The following is a 14,620-nucleotide window of genomic DNA, read 5'->3' as shown; positions in this document are numbered from 1 at the left end:
AATGGGAGGAGTAGCGATGAAGCGGTTGATAGGAGCTGTCTCGGTGGCGCTGATGGCGCTCGGCGTCGCGCCGGCGCAGGCCGCTGACAAGGTCGTGCTGATGCTCAACTGGTACGTCTATGGCGAGCACGCGCCGTTCTATTACGGTAAGGCCAAAGGCATCTATGCCGCCGAAGGCATCGACCTCGAGATCCAGGAAGGCCGCGGCTCGGCTGCAACGACACAGGCCGTTGCGGCCAAGACCGCCGACTTTGGCTATGTCGACGTCCCCACCATGATGCGTGCCGCGATCAAGGGCGCGCCCGTGATCGCAACCGGCGTGCTGCTCCAGACCAGCCCGATGTCGGCAATGGGTTTCGTCGACAAGAACATCAGGAAGCCTGAGGACATCAAGGGCAAGACGGTGGCGATCACGCCCGCGGACTCGATGACGCAGATCTGGCCGCTGTTCCTGAAGAAGACGGGCCTGAAGGAAAGCGACTTCCAGACCGTTGCCGGTGACGGCCAGACCAAGCTCAACGCCGTCATCAACGGCCAGGCCGATCTCCTTCTCGGCTACGTCATGGACCAGTCGATGAAGATCAAGGATGCGACCGGCAAGGATGTCTATCCGATCAAGTTTGCCGACTACGGCATCAACATGGTCTCCTCGGGCATCATCGCCAACGCGGACTACGTGAAGGCCAATGCCGATCTCGTCCGCCGCTTCATGTCGGCGACGACCAAGGCAGTGGAAGCAGCCGAGAAGGACCCGAAGGCGGCCGCACAGTCGATCCTCGACGCCAATCCGAAGGGCGGCAAGATCGATACGCTGACGCAGGGCTTCGAGCTGACCATTCCGCTCTACCGCACGCCGGAGACGAAGAACAAGCGCCCATTCGAGGTCACGGACCAGAACATGACCGATACGGTCAACCTGATGGTCGAATATGGCGGTCTCGACGCCAAGGCCAAGGCGAACCCAAAGGCGTTCTACACCAACGATTACCTGCCGAAGGGCGACTGATGAAATCGGCGGCCAGACCAAGCAACGCCGTGCAGCCGGCCGCCCGTCTCTGGCTGGTGAGCGACCGGGCCGACAGCGACACGTCGGGTATTACGCTGTCCGGCGTGTCCAAAACCTACAAATCGCGCGACGGCGACGTGCCGTCGCTCAAACCGCTCGATTTCCATATCAATGAGGGCGAATTCTTCGTCGTGGTCGGCCCGTCCGGCTGCGGCAAATCCACGCTGCTCAAGCTGATCTCCGGGCTCTTGCCGCCGTCGAGCGGCGAGATCCTGGTCGACGGCGAAACGGTAACGAGGCCGCACGGCAATGTCGGTATCGTCTTCCAGAACGCGCTGCTCCTCCCTTGGCGCAACATCCTCTCCAACGTGATGCTGCCGATCGACATGCAGCGTCTGCCGCGGGACAAGTATCTTGCCCGCGCCAAGCAGCTCTTGAAGCTGGTCGGCCTCGAAGGTTTCGAGAAGAAGCTGCCCTGGCAGCTCTCCGGCGGCATGCAGCAGCGCGCCTCGATCTGCCGCGCGCTGGTGCACGATCCCAAGATCATGCTGATGGACGAGCCGTTCGGCGCGCTCGATGCGCTGACGCGCGAGCGCATGAATGTCGAGCTGATGCGGATCCAGCGCGAAACCGGCAAGACGGTGCTGCTGATTACGCATTCGATTCCGGAGGCCGTGTTCCTCGCCGATCGCGTCCTGGTCATGACCGAGCGGCCCGGCGCCATCGCGGCGATCTACGAGGTGCCGCTGCCGCGCCCGCGCTCACTCGACGTCATGGCAGATCCGATCTTCACTGAGCTCGTGCAGCGGATCCGCAAGCATTTCTTCACGCAGGGGGCACTGGATTAAGGCAATGCGATTGGTTTCGGCCGCTACCAAGAAGACGGTGCGCTCCTTCCCCCGCCTGCGGGGGAGGGTTGGGGAGAGGGTGTCTCCACGATGGGACAATCCCCAAGAGGAAAGAACCCTCACCCGGCGCTACGCGCCGACCTCTCCCGCAAGCGGGAGAGGCGCGTCGCCCGCGGCTATACCGCTCGCCTCAAGTTCACTTCGCTTCGTTGTAACACCATGCCCCCGCGCCTGAAGCTGCGAGACATCGCATTCTTCGAACGTCCCGTGCGTTTTGCGAGGTCGTTCCGCTTTGGCGCGATTACGATCAACGCAACGCCCCAGCTCTTCGTCCGAGCCGAGATCGAGGTCGAGGGCAGAGGCGTTGCGGTCGGCGCCAGCGCCGAGCTGCTGGTGCCGAAATGGTTCGACAAGCGGCCGGATCGCTCGCCGGCACAGACCGTCGATGACCTCCGGCGTTCGCTTGGGATCGCGCGAGGGCTCTATCTGGCGCAATCGGGGTTCCATACCGCATTCGGCCTGCACGCCGCCTGTATCGGTGCGCATGTTGCCGCCTGCGCGAAAAGCGATATCCCAGCGCTTGCGGCTGCCTACGGCCCGGCCGAGATCGACAAGGCCGTTCTCGATGCGCTGCTGCGAGCGGTCGGGACAAGTTTCTTCGATGGCATGACCGAGAACGTCGCCGGTGTCGATGCCCGGCTTGCGCCCGATCTGGTCCGCGCCGACATCGCAAAATTCCTGGGTGACCGTAAGCCGCTGGCGCGGGTCGCGGTCAGGCATACGGTTGGTCTCGACGACGCCATCGAAGGGAAGGGCGGCGTCGCCGATGCGCAGGAAAACGGCGGGGCGCGCCATTTCAAGCTCAAGCTTTCCGGTGATCCGCAAGATGATGCGAAGCGGCTGGCGCGCATCTGCGCCGAGCTTCGGACGCTCGGGCATGACTACATGGTTTCGCTCGACGCCAACGAACAATACGCCGATCCCGCCACGCTGCGCGTGCTGATTGATCGGCTCGACCGCGACGCAGCGCTGCGGCCGATCGCGGCACGACTGCTCTACATCGAGCAGCCGATGCCCCGCGATATCACCCGGCAGGCGCCGCTCGGCTCGCTCGCGGCACGCAGCTTCATCATCGACGAGGCCGATGATGCCTACGATGCGTTCCCCGCGGCGCGGGCGCTGGGCTATCACGGTATTTCGTCGAAATCCTGCAAGGGCCTCTACAAGTCGATCATCAACGCGACGCGTGCGGCGAAGTGGAGCGCGGGCCGGGAGAGGTTCTTCGTCACCAGCGAGGATCTGACCTGCCAGGCAGGCCTGGCACTGCAGCAGGATCTCGCGCTCGGCGCGTTCATCGGCATCACCCATGCCGAGCGCAACGGCCATCACTATGTCGACGGCTTCGGCGATGCGCCCTCGGCCGAGGCAAGAGCGTTCGCTGCCGCGCATCCCGATCTCTATGCCGACGCTGGCCAGGGCATCCGCCTTTCCATTCACGACGGCGATCTTCGCACGGGATCGCTCGTCACACCGGGCTTTGCGACGTCGGTCCATCCGGACTGGTCGGCGCTGGCACCGCTCAAAGAGCCAGGATCACTTCAGGAGCAATTGGCATGACCACGCAACGCCTCGGCCTCATCATGAACGGCGTCACCGGCCGCATGGGGCTCAACCAGCATCTGATCCGGTCGATCGTCGCAATCCGCGACCAGGGCGGCGTCAGGCTGAAGAACGGCGATCGCGTGATGCCCGACCCGATCCTGGTCGGCCGCAGCGCCGACAAGGTCGAGCGGCTGGCAAAACAGTTCAACATCACGCGCTGGACCACTGATCTCGATGCGGCGCTCGCCGACAAGAACGACAGCGTGTTCTTCGACGCCGCGACCACGCAGGCGAGGCCGAACCTGCTGACTCGCGCCATCAACGCCGGCAAGCACGTCTATTGCGAGAAGCCGATTGCGACCAGCTTCGAGGAAGCCGTCGAAGTGGTGCGGCTCGCCAACGCGAAAGGCGTCAAGCACGGCACGGTGCAGGACAAGCTGTTCCTGCCAGGATTGAAGAAGCTCGCGTTCCTGCGCGATTCCGGATTCTTCGGCCGCATCCTCTCGGTGCGCGGCGAGTTCGGCTATTGGGTGTTCGAAGGCGGCTGGCAGGAGGCCCAGCGGCCATCCTGGAACTATCGCAATGAGGATGGTGGCGGTATCATCCTGGACATGGTCTGCCACTGGCGTTACGTGCTCGACAATCTCTTTGGTGACGTCGAGAGCGTGGTCTGCATCGGCAATACCGACATTCCCGAGCGCTATGACGAGCAGGGGCAGAAGTACAAGGCGACGGCCGATGATTCAGCTTACGCCACCTTCCAGCTCAAGGGCGGCATCATCGCCCATATCAACATGTCCTGGGTGACGCGCGTCTATCGCGATGACCTCGTCACCTTCCAGGTCGACGGCACGCTTGGCTCTGCGGTGGCGGGCCTCTCCGACTGCGTGATCCAGGCGCGGCAGGCGGCGCCCCGGCCGGTGTGGAATCCCGACGAGAAACGCCTGCACGATTTCTACGGCGACTGGCAGAAGCTGCCGGACAACGTCTCCTACGACAACGGCTTCAAGGAGCAGTGGGAGATGTACATCCGGCACGTCTGCGAGGATGCGCCGTACAAGTTCACGCTGCTCGAAGGCGCCAAGGGCGTACAGCTCGCCGAATGTGCGCTGAAGAGCTGGAAGGAGCGGCGCTGGATCGACGTCGCGCCGATCAAACTCTGAGGAGGGAGCCATGAACAAGCCAGTCCCGCCGATGTCGTCATTGTCGCTCAAGTTGCCCAGGGCGGATCGTTCGATCGAGACCTATCGGCTCGCCGCCTCGCGCAGCTTCCCCGCAAAGCTCGAGGGCACTCTGAACCGCGTTGCGTTCTCGGCCGCACACATGGTGGCCGATCCGCTCGCCGACAACGATCCCTGGCTCTCCGCCGCTATCGACTGGGACAAGACCATTGCCTTCCGCGAGCACGTCTGGGATCTCGGCCTTGGTGTTGCCGAAGCCATGGACACCGCACAGCGCGGCATGGGGCTGGACTGGCCGACATCGCTGGAATTGATTACGCGCTCCGTCGCGGCCGCAAAGAGGCGTAACGCGCTGGTGTTCTCGGGGGCAGGCACCGATCACCTCGCGGTCGAGGACGCCAAAAGCCTCGACGATGTGATCCGCGCCTATGAAGATCAGATTGCGGCGGTCGAGAAGGTCGGCGGCCGCATCATCTTGATGGCTTCGCGGGCGCTTGCAAAACTCGGCCGCAATGCCGACGACTACGCCAAGGTCTATGACCGGGTGCTGTCGCAAGTCCGCGAGCCCGTCATCATCCATTGGCTCGGCGACATGTTCGATCCGGCGCTCACGGGATATTGGGGCACCAGGGATCTGGACGAGGCGATGGACACCGCCGTCGCGATCATCAATGGCAATGCCGCCAAGGTCGATGGCGTCAAAGTCTCGCTGCTCGACAAGCAGCGCGAGATCGACATGCGCCGTCGCCTCGACAAGCGCATCAAGATGTATACCGGCGATGATTTCAACTATGCGGAACTGATCGCCGGCGATGAACAGGGCTTTTCGCACGCACTGCTCGGCATCTTCGATGCCATCGCGCCTGCGGCCTCTTATGCGCTGTCGCGGCTGGCGGTCGGCGATGAGGCCGGCTTCCACGATGTGCTTGGGCCGACGGTGCCGCTGTCGCGCCACATCTTCAAGGCGCCGACTCGCTTCTACAAGACCGGCGTGGTGTTCATGGCCTATCTGAATGGCCATCAGGATCATTTCACCATGGTCGACGGACAGGAGAGCGCGCGCTCGACGCTGCATCTGGCAGAACTGTTCCGGCTCGCCGACCAGGCCGGGCTGCTCGCCAATCCGGAAGCCGCGACACAGCGGATGAAGATAGTAATGGCTTCGCGCGGAATCGAGGCCTGATGCGCGATTTCTCTTCCGATCATCGCTGGCTGTCGCTGAACACGGCGACGGTCCGCGGGCAGGGCGATCTCGTCGCCATCATCGAGGCCTGCGCGCGGCACGGCATCCGCGCCATCGATCCCTGGCGCGATCAGGTCGCAGCCGTCGGGCTCGATCGTGCCGTCCGCGCGGTGCGCGACGCCGGGCTGGAGCTTTCAGGCTATTGCCGCGGCGGCATGTTCACGTCTGACGCTGCGCGCCGCACGGAGGTGCGCGACGACAATCGCCGCTGCGTGGACGAAGCCAAGGCGCTCGGCGCCTCCTGCATCGTGCTGGTCGTCGGCGGTCTGCCGCAATATTCACGGCCGGGCAGTGGCGCCTCGAAAGATATCGTCGCAGCGCGTGCGCAGGTTGAGGATGCTCTCGCTGAAATGCTCGATTACGCCAGACAAGCGGAATTGCCGCTTGCGATCGAGCCCTTGCATCCGGCCTATGCCGCGGACCGCGCCTGTGTGAACACGACGAAGCAGGCGCTCGACATCTGCGATCGGCTCGACCCGGGCCGCAGCGGCATTCTGGGCGTTGCGCTCGACGTCTATCACATCTGGTGGGATCCGGAGCTGCTGGCCCAGATCGCGCGCGCGGGCCAAGACCGCCTGCTGGCGTTCCACGTCTGCGACTGGCTGGTGCCGACCAGGGACATCCTCAACGACCGCGGCATGATGGGCGACGGCGTCATCGACATCAAATCTGTGCGTGCCGCGGTCGAGGCACAAGGCTATGCCGGCTATTCCGAGATCGAGATCTTCTCCAATGACTGGTGGGACAAGCCGATGGATGAGGTGCTGCGCACCTGCATCGAACGGCATCGGAGCGTGGTTTAAGGCGCGATGGGTTTTGGTTGAATCGATTGGACTCGGGCCTGCTTAACCTCTCCCGCTTGCGGGAGAGATCGGCGCGTAGCGCCGGGTGAGGGCTCTCTCCGCTTGGGGATTGTCCACTGTGGAGACACCCTCTCCCCGGTCCTCCCCCGCAGGCGGGGGAGGGAGCGCACCTTCTTTGTAGCCGCAATCAAGCCTAATCTCATCACGCTCTAGGGGCTGCCGGCAATCATTGGCTTGCCGTCCGCGGCATCGTGTTGAAGCGCGCCTTCTGCTCGCTGCTCAGCGTCGCATAGAACTCGTCCAACGCGGGCTGCACCCGATTAGCCGCCTCCAGCATGGCTTCGAGCCGCTTCTGCATGGCTTCCAGCCGTCCGACTGGTGTCAGCGGCACCTGATCCGGGCAGGCAGCTTGCAGTGCTTGAACCGCCTGTTTTGTCGCGTCGCCCAGGCGGTCGAGCGCTTCCTTCTGCTTGCCGTCTGGTTGTACCACTGCATCGATCCGTTCGATCGGCAGCTGCGTCAGGCTTGATTTCGGATCGCCGCAGCTCTCGCCCTGGGCATTCGCTTCCTGCTGCGGGGGCTGCTGTGGCGATCGCTCGCCGACATTGGGGCCGAGCGCGTTGAAGTGAGCCTGCTGCTCGTCGCTGAGCGAACCGTAGAACTTCTCGAGCGCCGGGCGAACGATCTTCACCGCTTCGAGCGTGGCGCTGACACGGCTCGTCATCGCGCGCAGGCGGCCGGGTGGCGTCAGCGCATAGGTATCGTTGCAGGATTGCTTGAACGTATCGGCAGCCCGTGCCGCGGCGGTCTTCAGGTCATCGAGCAGGCTGCGCTGCTCGGGCGTCGGCCGGACGGCCTGCGTGATCGACGCGAACGGCCAGGCGGTCACTCCCTTGTCCGGAGCGTCACACAATTGCCGGAGCGCCTGCGGGCTTGCGCTCGAGCCCCGCCGCGCGCGGTAGCTGCCACCGGCTTGCGGATAGTCATACGGGTTGGTGCTGGCATAGGCGGAATAGGCGCCATCCCCGCCCCAGAACACGGTGTCGACGAAGTCGTCGTAGGCATAGGCCCAATAGCCGGGGTCGTACGCGTAGGGCCAGAACGTGTAGTCGAAAATATCGGAATAGGCATACGGCCAGAACACCGGCCCAAGCCACGCCACGAAGGCCGCGGGATGGCGGTGCCGCCATGCCTGCCGGGGAGCCCAGCCGCTCTGCCGTGCGAGGAGCGCCGCCTGGCTTCGGGGATCGGCCTGCTCGCGGAAACGCTCTGCAAATCGCCCGCGCTCGGCGGCCTGAACAGCGACGGCTCGTCCAACTGCGTTGGGCTCAGGTCCCAACCGCTGCAGGCGTGCCTGATCGCGCTGCTGCATGCCCTGCTCGCGCTGCAGCAGCCGGTTCTGCGTCTGCAGCTGTCGTTGCTGCGCACGTTGCGCCCGCGGGCCTTCCGGCTTCTGCGACTGCAATTGTTGCACGCGCTGTTGCATCCGATCGATTCGGGTCTGACGTTCCGCGCTTTGGCGCGACAGCGTTTCGCGCTGCCGTTGCTGCGCCGTTTGCTGGCGCTGCTGGATCTGCTGCTGATGCTGTTGCGCGCGCTGTTCCATCTGCTCCTGTCGCGATGGCCGCGCGCTCACGGCCGGTGGCGCGCTCGGGCGCGAGGGGGCGGCGATATGCGGCGTCGGCCGCGGGGCCATGGCGGGACGTTGCGGCGCTGCCGGCGGGCGATGGAATTCAGGACGCGGGGCCGCTATGTGCGGGGCTGCTCGCGGCGGCGGCGCAGCGAAGTGCGGGGCCGGACGTGGCGGCGGTGAGGCGAAGTGAGGCGCCGGATGTGGCGCCATCGCCGGTCGCTGCGGCATGGCCGGTGGATGGAACGCCGGCGCGGCAGGACGTGCCATGGCTGGCGGCGCCGCCGGGTGGGCCATCGCAGGTGGCGCGGTTGGATGGGCAGCCGGTGCCGGCGGTCCACCTCTCCCATGGGGGGCCTGGGCGGACGCACTGAGGCTCGCCGCGATCATCGACACACTAACCAAAAACGCCAAAAAAAATCGCCCCGCGGAAGCATGATCGCAACTCCACGCTCGTCCCACTCGCCCGCGACCATCCAACGCGCAGGTGGCGAAATCGTTCGTTGCTGACTGCCGCCGGCCTTGCGGTGTTGCGACGCAGGCGACCGTCACCCCAGCTCGTTTTCCCTAAGCATTCTGGCCGGGAATGCACGACAAGTTCGAACTCACTCCTTGTCGCGGTGCTCGAGCTCCAGCGTCACCAGCCTCGCCAGCAGGGTTGCAGGATAGAGCTGTCCGAATATGGCCTCGAGATTGCAAAGGCTGCGAACGATGGGATGCACGGGTGCAACGTCGCCGTAGCCGGTCGTCGTCATGGTTGCGAAGCTGAAGTAGATCACCTGGCTTGCCAGCGCCGGACTATCTTGCACTTTCATGCCGGAAAAGGCTTCCGGCACGAGCGACCCGACGAAGGTGAAAAGGGCTGCGAAGATCACGGCGACCGTGAGATAGAGCAGGACGGCGCCGATGACGCGATGAAAATTGATGCGCCCGGGCGCAAAGGTCGCACGCGCCACCGCCCAGGCCATTGTGCTGCCGAGGATGAACCATGAGCCGGCGAAGAGGTTCAGGTCGAGCAGCGAGGGCGAGTGGAATCGCAGGACGGCGCCGATGACGATCATGACGAGTGCGAGCAGCATCGCCGCGACAGCGACCGGGCTCCCCGAGATGATGAAGATGCCGCAAACGAGCAGCAGGGCCAGTACGAGCTCGGACACCTGGAAGGCGAAGATCCCGAGGGCCTGGAGCGGCGAAACGACGAACATCATGACGACGAGAAGTCCCGTCAGTATCGTCAAGAGGGGATCCGCCCAACGCTTACGCAAGCTCTCGATGCTCATGTGAGTCCTCGCCACGCATCAGCCGATCGAGCACGGCACGCTCAGGAAGCCACGGAAGCGGACGCGTCCGCCGCGCAACGGTCGGCCGCGCAAGGTATAGTCCGGGAAGCGCGCCAGGAAACGCGAGATCGCGATCGCGCCTTCCAGCCGCGCCAGCGCCATGCCCGCGCATTGATGTGCACCGGTGGCAAAGGCGAGATGCCGGTTCGGCGTGCGCGCAATGTCGAAGATTTCGGGATCGGGAAATTGCGCGGGATCGCGGTTCGCAGCGCCAATGCACAGCGTAATCGAGGTGCCGGCCTCCAGCGTCACGCCGCCGAGCTCGACGGGCTCGGTGGTCATGCGGTTGCCGAGCTGGTTCGAGCTCTCATAGCGCAGCATCTCCTCGACCGCCGTCTTGATCAGGTCGGGATTCTGGATCAGCCGCTGCCTCTGATCCGGATGGCGGTCGAGTGCCACGAGGCCATTGCCGATCAGATTGGTGGTGGTCTCATGGCCGGCATTGAGCAGGAAGATGCAATTGTGCAGCAGCTCGGTCTCGGTCAACCGCTCGCCGTTATCCTCACCCTGGATCAGGCGCGTCAGCACGTCGCGCTCGGGGTTGCCGGGCTTCTGGCGGCGCCGTACGACCAGCGTCGCGAGATAGGCGAGGAAATCCTTCACGGCCTCGTTGCCGCGCGCAAAAGCTTCCGGCGAGACGACTGGCTCGAGCGCGCCCAGGATCGCCAGCGACCAGTCGCGCAGCGGCTCGCGCTCGTCATGGGGGACGTCGAGCAGGTTGCCGATCACCTCGATGGGAATGGAGGCGGCGAAGTCGCCGATCAGTTCGCAGTCGCCCTTGGCAGCGATGGCATCGAGCAGCCGGTCGACCAGTGCGATGAGATCACCCTCCATGCTGGCGATGGCGCGCGGCGACAGCGCGCCCATGATCAGGCGCCGCACGCGGGTGTGCGCGGGCGGATCGTTGAAGACGAGGCTCGTGGTGTGGTGCTCGTAGAGCAGGGAGGCGCCGTATTTCGGCGCGAACTCCTTCTTCTTGTCCGAGCTGAACGATCTCGTGTTCTTGTAGGTAGTGACGAGATCGTCATAGCGCGTCAGGAACACCGTGCCGTTCGGCAGGCGCTTGATCGGCTCGTTCTCCCGCAGTGCACGATAGGTCGGGTAGGGGTTGTCGTAGAACTCGGGCGTCAGCCTCTCCAAATCGAAGCTCGCCGCCAGCTCTCTCGCGTGTGCGTTCATCCCGCTATACTCACCGGTTAAAGCCGATATGCCGTTATTGTTCTTCGAACGACGCAAGCGTCCGTCTAGACTTCTTCCGACTTGCTAGCCGACTGGACACCAAAATGCACGCGCGCACTGATGCTGATGCCCCGCCATCGTGGCCTGACGAGATCTTCGCGGTCCTGGAGCGCTTCGAGGTCCGGCAGGTGCCTTATGTGCCCGATGCCGGACACTCTCAACTCATCAAGCGCGTGCTCGCGTCCTCAAGCATGCGCGGCATTCCGCTGACGACCGAGGAGGAGGGCGTGGCATTGCTCGCCGGCGCCTGGACCGGCGGACAGCGCGGCGTGCTGCTGATGCAGTCGAGCGGGGTCGGCAATTGCATCAACATGCTGTCGCTGGTGCCGATCTTGCGCTTTCCGTTCCTCACACTGGTGACGATGCGCGGCGAATGGGGCGAGTTCAATCCCTGGCAGGTGCCGATGGGATCGACCACGCAGGGCGTGTTCGAACTCTCCGGCGTCCAGGTGCTGCGTGCATCGCACGCCACCGAAGTGCCGGCCGTGTTGGAGGCCGCCGCGGCGCAGGCCTACAACGCGCTGACGCCGACCGCCGTCCTCCTGTCGCAGCGCCTGATCGGCGCCAAGGTTTTCACCAAATGAGCAAGACCAATCTCCTCGATCGCCGTCAGGTGGTCACTGCGCTGCTTGCGAACCGCAAGGATGTGGTTGCGATCGGCGGCTTAGGGGCCTCCACCAACGACATCAACGCGGCCGGCGACCACGCGCGCAACTTCTATCTTTGGGGCGGCATGGGCGGCGCCGCGATGATCGGCCTGGGGCTGGCGCTGGCCCAGCCAAAACTGCCGGTGCTTGTCATCACCGGCGACGGCGAGATGCTGATGGGGATGGGCAGCCTTGCCACCATCGGCCTGCAGAAGCCTGCCAACCTCTCGATCGTGGTGCTGGACAACGAGCGCTATGGTGAGACGGGCGGCCAGACCAGCCACACCTCGGCGGCTGCCGATCTCGTCGGCATTGCCAAGGCCTGTGACATCAAGGACAGCCGCGCGATCTCCACCATGGCAGAGGTCGAGGCCTTCGCCGCGTCCGTCCACGACATCTCGGCCGGCCCCCGCTTTGCCAATGTGAAGATCGACAGCGCCGAGCTGGAGCGAATCCTGCCCACGCGCGACGGGACCTACATCGTCAACCGGCTGCGCGGCGACCTCGGGTTCCCGCCGATCTAGCTCGCTGCTCGGCCGGTCACTTCCCGTCCAGCTTGCGGACGTGGGCGGCGACGATGAGCACGCCCGACACGATCAGGATGCCGCCGATCGTCTGCACCCATGTCATCCGTTCATCGAGGCCGAGATAGCCGGAGACGACGGTTGCGGCCGGTCCCAGCGCGCTGATCATTGCGACGCGGCTCGCGCCGATACGACGCAGTGCCTCCGCCATCATGAACAGGGGCATCACGGTTGAGAACACCGCCATGGCCAGCACGAGCTCGTAGACGCGAACGGGCAGCACGAGCGCGCTCAACGGCCGCAGCAGCAGGAACTGCATGATGCAATAGATGCTGGCTGCGGCGGTCGCGTAGGCCGTGAAACGGATCGAGCCGAGTCTGGCAACGACTTCGCCGCTGCCGACGAGATAGATCGAGAAGGTGACCGCGCTGAGCATCACGAGCAAAGCCCCCAGCCAGAAGTTTGGGTTCGGCGTGTCGAGCTGGCCGGAAAGCACCAGCGCGACGCCCGCATAGGTGATCAGCAGCGCAACGACTTCGCGCTGAGAAATTCGCTTGCCCAAAACCAGAGCGGAAATGATCACCACGATCGTCGGATACAGGAACAGCAGCAGGCGGCCGATCCCGGCGGCCACGAATTGCAGTCCGAACATGTCGAGAAAGCTCGACAGGTAGTAGCCGATGAAACCAAGCGCCGCGAGGGCCAGCGCGTCGCGTATTGTGAGCGGGGCCGGAGCATCCGTGGAACGGCGGTGAAGTGCGAGCGCCGCTGCCAGGAACGGCAGCGAGAAGATCATCCGCAGCGCCAGCAGCGTCACGGGATCGCTCATGTCCTCATAGGCAAGCTTCACGAAGATCGCGCGCAGCGAAAACGCGATCGCCGCGACGGCCGCCAGGCCGACACCGACGAGGTTGTGAGCGGCTGACGTCGGGCGGGCGGTGCTGACTGCACCTGGCATTTCTTCGTTGTCCGTGGCCGCCGTCATCTCTCACTCATTTTCGTTGGGACTCCAATTTGGGATACCAAAAATGGATGGAATGGGATACCAAAAAAGGATACCATTGCTCACGATGGCGAGCGGTAAATCGCGCGCGAAAGGCTGGAGATTTCGGCGTGTCGCAGATGCTGCTGATCCACGATCAGCTCAGGGAGATGATTCTCTCCCTGGACCTCGGGCCCGGCGAGCGTCTGAGTGAGCGCTGGCTGGAAGGTCGCTTCCAGAGCTCGCGCACGCCCATTCGTGCCGCGCTGGCGCGATTGGAGGGCGAGGGGCTGGTGCAGCGGGAGGGACGGAACTGGACCGTGGCCCCGATCGACCTTGGTGAAATTGAAGCGCTGGCTGAATTCCGCGAACCGCTTGAGGTGACCGCGGTCCAGCTTGCCTGCGCGCGCGCGTCGCTCCCAGATCTCGATGCCATCGAAGAGATGCTCAACGCCTGCCGTCCCGACGTGCCGCGCGAGGAGTGGCACAAAGTCGGCACCGATTTCCACGTCGAGGTCGCCCGCCTCAGCGGCAATAAATTTCTCGTGACGGCAATTGAGGGCGTTATGACCAGGCTCTCCCGAGCCCGTTGGCTCGAGGTCTGGACCGAGTCCTCGCGCGAGCAGGCCTGGAGCGAGCATCGGCGCATCCTCGGCTATATTCGCAGCCGGCAACCCGAGGAGGCTGCACGCGAATCCGCTGCACACGTGCGCGATACGCGGGATCGTCTGCTCCGCTCGCTGGACGCGGATCGACGCGGCCTCCGTGCTCGGGGATTTGCGATCGTCGGGGCGCGCTAAAATTCCACCTCACGCAGGTTGCGGTGCAGCAAATGGCTTGACTTTTGCGTGGGTGAGTGCTTACTCACTAACATGAGCTCATTGCGTATGACGAGCGACCTGAGGAGGCAACTCATCCTCGGTGCCGCTAAACGTTGTTTTGCCCGTCACGGGTATACCGGCACCACGACCAAGAGCGTGGCGGCCGCGGCTGCCATTTCCGAGGCGCTGCTGTTCAAGCATTTTCCGTCCAAGGCGGCGCTCTATGCCGAGATCCTCAGCGACGAGTGCGAGGCCGATCCCGCCTTGATGGAGCTGCTGGAACGGGAGCCGTCAACGGCCACCCTGGTCGAGTTGATCCGCGGCATGGTCCAGCATTTCGTCGCGATCGCGGATGGACCGGACCAGGAGGAGGCGCAGCGCCTGCGGCTGATGGTCACTAGCCATCTGGATGATGGCGAATTTGCCCGTCTGCTATATGCCAAGATCGAGCATCTGATCGGAGCCGTTTTCGTCGCCTCGCTGGAGCGCGCGGTCGCCGCTGGTGATGCGAGGCCCTGTGCAACGGCGCCGCTCAACCTGTTCTGGTTCGCGCACCATTCGGTGATGACGGCCGCGCTGACCAGGCTGCCGGCCACGCCTTGCCTCGCCTACAGCAAGGCGGACGATCTGGAGCGGCAGCTCTGTGAGTTTCTCCTGAGAGGTATCGGACTTAACGACGCCGCAATTGCTTCGCATCTGGGCCGCGGTTTGGCGCCGGGTGCCGGTGAAGCGGCGATTGCAGAAAGTGCATGAC

At 64.3% G+C, this 14,620-nt stretch carries 14 protein-coding genes; 10 read left to right on the top strand and 4 right to left on the bottom strand.

Annotation, left to right across the window (positions count from 1 at the left end; genetic code table 11):
• Window positions 1-16: 16 nt before the first annotated feature.
• The 6 genes from SO156_RS26070 (at window position 17) to SO156_RS26045 (ending at window position 6,683) form a co-directional block, all read left to right on the top strand.
• Window positions 17-1,006 carry an ABC transporter substrate-binding protein gene (locus SO156_RS26070; protein ID WP_498536746.1) on the top strand — a complete coding sequence of 330 codons (990 nt, stop codon included), beginning with the start codon at window positions 17-19 and terminating at the stop codon, window positions 1,004-1,006.
• Window positions 1,006-1,854: an ABC transporter ATP-binding protein gene (locus tag SO156_RS26065; protein WP_498536745.1), complete on the top strand. Its 849-nt coding sequence runs from the start codon at window positions 1,006-1,008 to the stop codon at window positions 1,852-1,854. The genes SO156_RS26070 and SO156_RS26065 overlap by 1 nt, the downstream gene beginning before the upstream one ends.
• Window positions 1,855-2,073: 219 nt before the next feature.
• Window positions 2,074-3,471, top strand: a complete 1,398-nt coding sequence (locus tag SO156_RS26060; RefSeq protein WP_498536744.1) for a hypothetical protein — start codon at window positions 2,074-2,076, stop codon at window positions 3,469-3,471.
• Window positions 3,468-4,619 (top strand): Gfo/Idh/MocA family protein, encoded by a 1,152-nt coding sequence (locus SO156_RS26055; protein ID WP_498536743.1) that lies wholly within the window; start codon window positions 3,468-3,470, stop codon window positions 4,617-4,619. Before SO156_RS26060 ends, SO156_RS26055 begins: the two co-directional genes overlap by 4 nt.
• A gap of 10 nt (window positions 4,620-4,629) precedes the next feature.
• Entirely contained in the window at window positions 4,630-5,820 is a 1,191-nt protein-coding gene (locus tag SO156_RS26050) for a dihydrodipicolinate synthase family protein (protein ID WP_498536742.1), read from the top strand.
• Window positions 5,820-6,683 carry a sugar phosphate isomerase/epimerase family protein gene (locus SO156_RS26045; RefSeq protein ID WP_498536741.1) on the top strand — a complete coding sequence of 288 codons (864 nt, stop codon included), beginning with the start codon at window positions 5,820-5,822 and terminating at the stop codon, window positions 6,681-6,683. The genes SO156_RS26050 and SO156_RS26045 overlap by 1 nt, the downstream gene beginning before the upstream one ends.
• Window positions 6,684-6,909: 226 nt before the next feature.
• Here the strand turns inward: SO156_RS26045 and SO156_RS26040 are convergent, their stop codons facing one another.
• The 3 genes from SO156_RS26040 to SO156_RS26030 form a co-directional block, all read right to left on the bottom strand.
• Window positions 6,910-8,289, bottom strand: coding sequence for a Spy/CpxP family protein refolding chaperone (locus SO156_RS26040; RefSeq protein ID WP_498536740.1), 1,380 nt, complete (start codon window positions 8,287-8,289; stop codon window positions 6,910-6,912).
• Between the two features lie 629 nt (window positions 8,290-8,918).
• Window positions 8,919-9,593, bottom strand: coding sequence for an ion channel (locus SO156_RS26035; protein ID WP_458144396.1), 675 nt, complete (start codon window positions 9,591-9,593; stop codon window positions 8,919-8,921).
• 18 nt (window positions 9,594-9,611) lie between these two features.
• Window positions 9,612-10,832 (bottom strand): cytochrome P450, encoded by a 1,221-nt coding sequence (locus tag SO156_RS26030; protein ID WP_498536739.1) that lies wholly within the window; start codon window positions 10,830-10,832, stop codon window positions 9,612-9,614.
• 104 nt (window positions 10,833-10,936) lie between these two features.
• On the opposite strand from SO156_RS26030, the gene SO156_RS26025 reads away from it, so the two are divergent.
• Entirely contained in the window at window positions 10,937-11,476 is a 540-nt protein-coding gene (locus SO156_RS26025) for a phosphonopyruvate decarboxylase (protein WP_498536738.1), read from the top strand.
• Window positions 11,473-12,063 carry a thiamine pyrophosphate-dependent enzyme gene (locus tag SO156_RS26020; protein ID WP_458144393.1) on the top strand — a complete coding sequence of 197 codons (591 nt, stop codon included), beginning with the start codon at window positions 11,473-11,475 and terminating at the stop codon, window positions 12,061-12,063. Before SO156_RS26025 ends, SO156_RS26020 begins: the two co-directional genes overlap by 4 nt.
• Window positions 12,064-12,079: 16 nt before the next feature.
• Here SO156_RS26020 and SO156_RS26015 read toward each other — a convergent pair whose 3' ends face one another.
• Window positions 12,080-13,048 carry a DMT family transporter gene (locus tag SO156_RS26015; protein WP_498536737.1) on the bottom strand — a complete coding sequence of 323 codons (969 nt, stop codon included), beginning with the start codon at window positions 13,046-13,048 and terminating at the stop codon, window positions 12,080-12,082.
• Window positions 13,049-13,176: 128 nt separating this feature from the next.
• Here SO156_RS26015 and SO156_RS26010 point away from each other — a divergent pair, with 128 nt between their 5' ends.
• Together SO156_RS26010 and SO156_RS26005 are read left to right on the top strand one after the other, a co-directional pair.
• A complete protein-coding gene (locus SO156_RS26010) occupies window positions 13,177-13,845 on the top strand; it encodes a GntR family transcriptional regulator (protein ID WP_458144391.1) in 669 nt (222 codons plus the stop codon).
• An 87-nt stretch (window positions 13,846-13,932) separates the two neighbouring features.
• Window positions 13,933-14,619 (top strand): TetR/AcrR family transcriptional regulator, encoded by a 687-nt coding sequence (locus SO156_RS26005; RefSeq protein WP_458144390.1) that lies wholly within the window; start codon window positions 13,933-13,935, stop codon window positions 14,617-14,619.
• Window position 14,620 lies beyond the last annotated feature (1 nt).

It is taken from the genome of Bradyrhizobium sp. UFLA05-125, from assembly GCF_059803515.1.
Note: the sequence above shows the minus strand (reverse complement) of the source record. Positions and strands in the feature narration are given on the sequence as shown.

Excerpts from the sequence above, each read along its gene's own strand:
- SO156_RS26070 (WP_498536746.1), top strand. The coding sequence starts at position 17 with ATGAAGCGGTTGATAGGAGCTGTCTCGGTGGCGCTGATGGCGCTCGGC.
- SO156_RS26045 (WP_498536741.1), top strand. The coding sequence starts at position 5,820 with ATGCGCGATTTCTCTTCCGATCATCGCTGGCTGTCGCTGAACACGGCG.
- SO156_RS26005 (WP_458144390.1), top strand. The coding sequence starts at position 13,933 with ATGACGAGCGACCTGAGGAGGCAACTCATCCTCGGTGCCGCTAAACGT.
- SO156_RS26065 (WP_498536745.1), top strand. The coding sequence starts at position 1,006 with ATGAAATCGGCGGCCAGACCAAGCAACGCCGTGCAGCCGGCCGCCCGT.
- SO156_RS26035 (WP_458144396.1), bottom strand. The coding sequence starts at position 9,593 with ATGAGCATCGAGAGCTTGCGTAAGCGTTGGGCGGATCCCCTCTTGACG.
- SO156_RS26020 (WP_458144393.1), top strand. The coding sequence starts at position 11,473 with ATGAGCAAGACCAATCTCCTCGATCGCCGTCAGGTGGTCACTGCGCTG.
- SO156_RS26060 (WP_498536744.1), top strand. The coding sequence starts at position 2,074 with ATGCCCCCGCGCCTGAAGCTGCGAGACATCGCATTCTTCGAACGTCCC.
- SO156_RS26050 (WP_498536742.1), top strand. The coding sequence starts at position 4,630 with ATGAACAAGCCAGTCCCGCCGATGTCGTCATTGTCGCTCAAGTTGCCC.
- SO156_RS26040 (WP_498536740.1), bottom strand. The coding sequence starts at position 8,289 with ATGGAACAGCGCGCGCAACAGCATCAGCAGCAGATCCAGCAGCGCCAG.
- SO156_RS26025 (WP_498536738.1), top strand. The coding sequence starts at position 10,937 with ATGCACGCGCGCACTGATGCTGATGCCCCGCCATCGTGGCCTGACGAG.
- SO156_RS26030 (WP_498536739.1), bottom strand. The coding sequence starts at position 10,832 with ATGAACGCACACGCGAGAGAGCTGGCGGCGAGCTTCGATTTGGAGAGG.
- SO156_RS26015 (WP_498536737.1), bottom strand. The coding sequence starts at position 13,048 with ATGACGGCGGCCACGGACAACGAAGAAATGCCAGGTGCAGTCAGCACC.
- SO156_RS26055 (WP_498536743.1), top strand. The coding sequence starts at position 3,468 with ATGACCACGCAACGCCTCGGCCTCATCATGAACGGCGTCACCGGCCGC.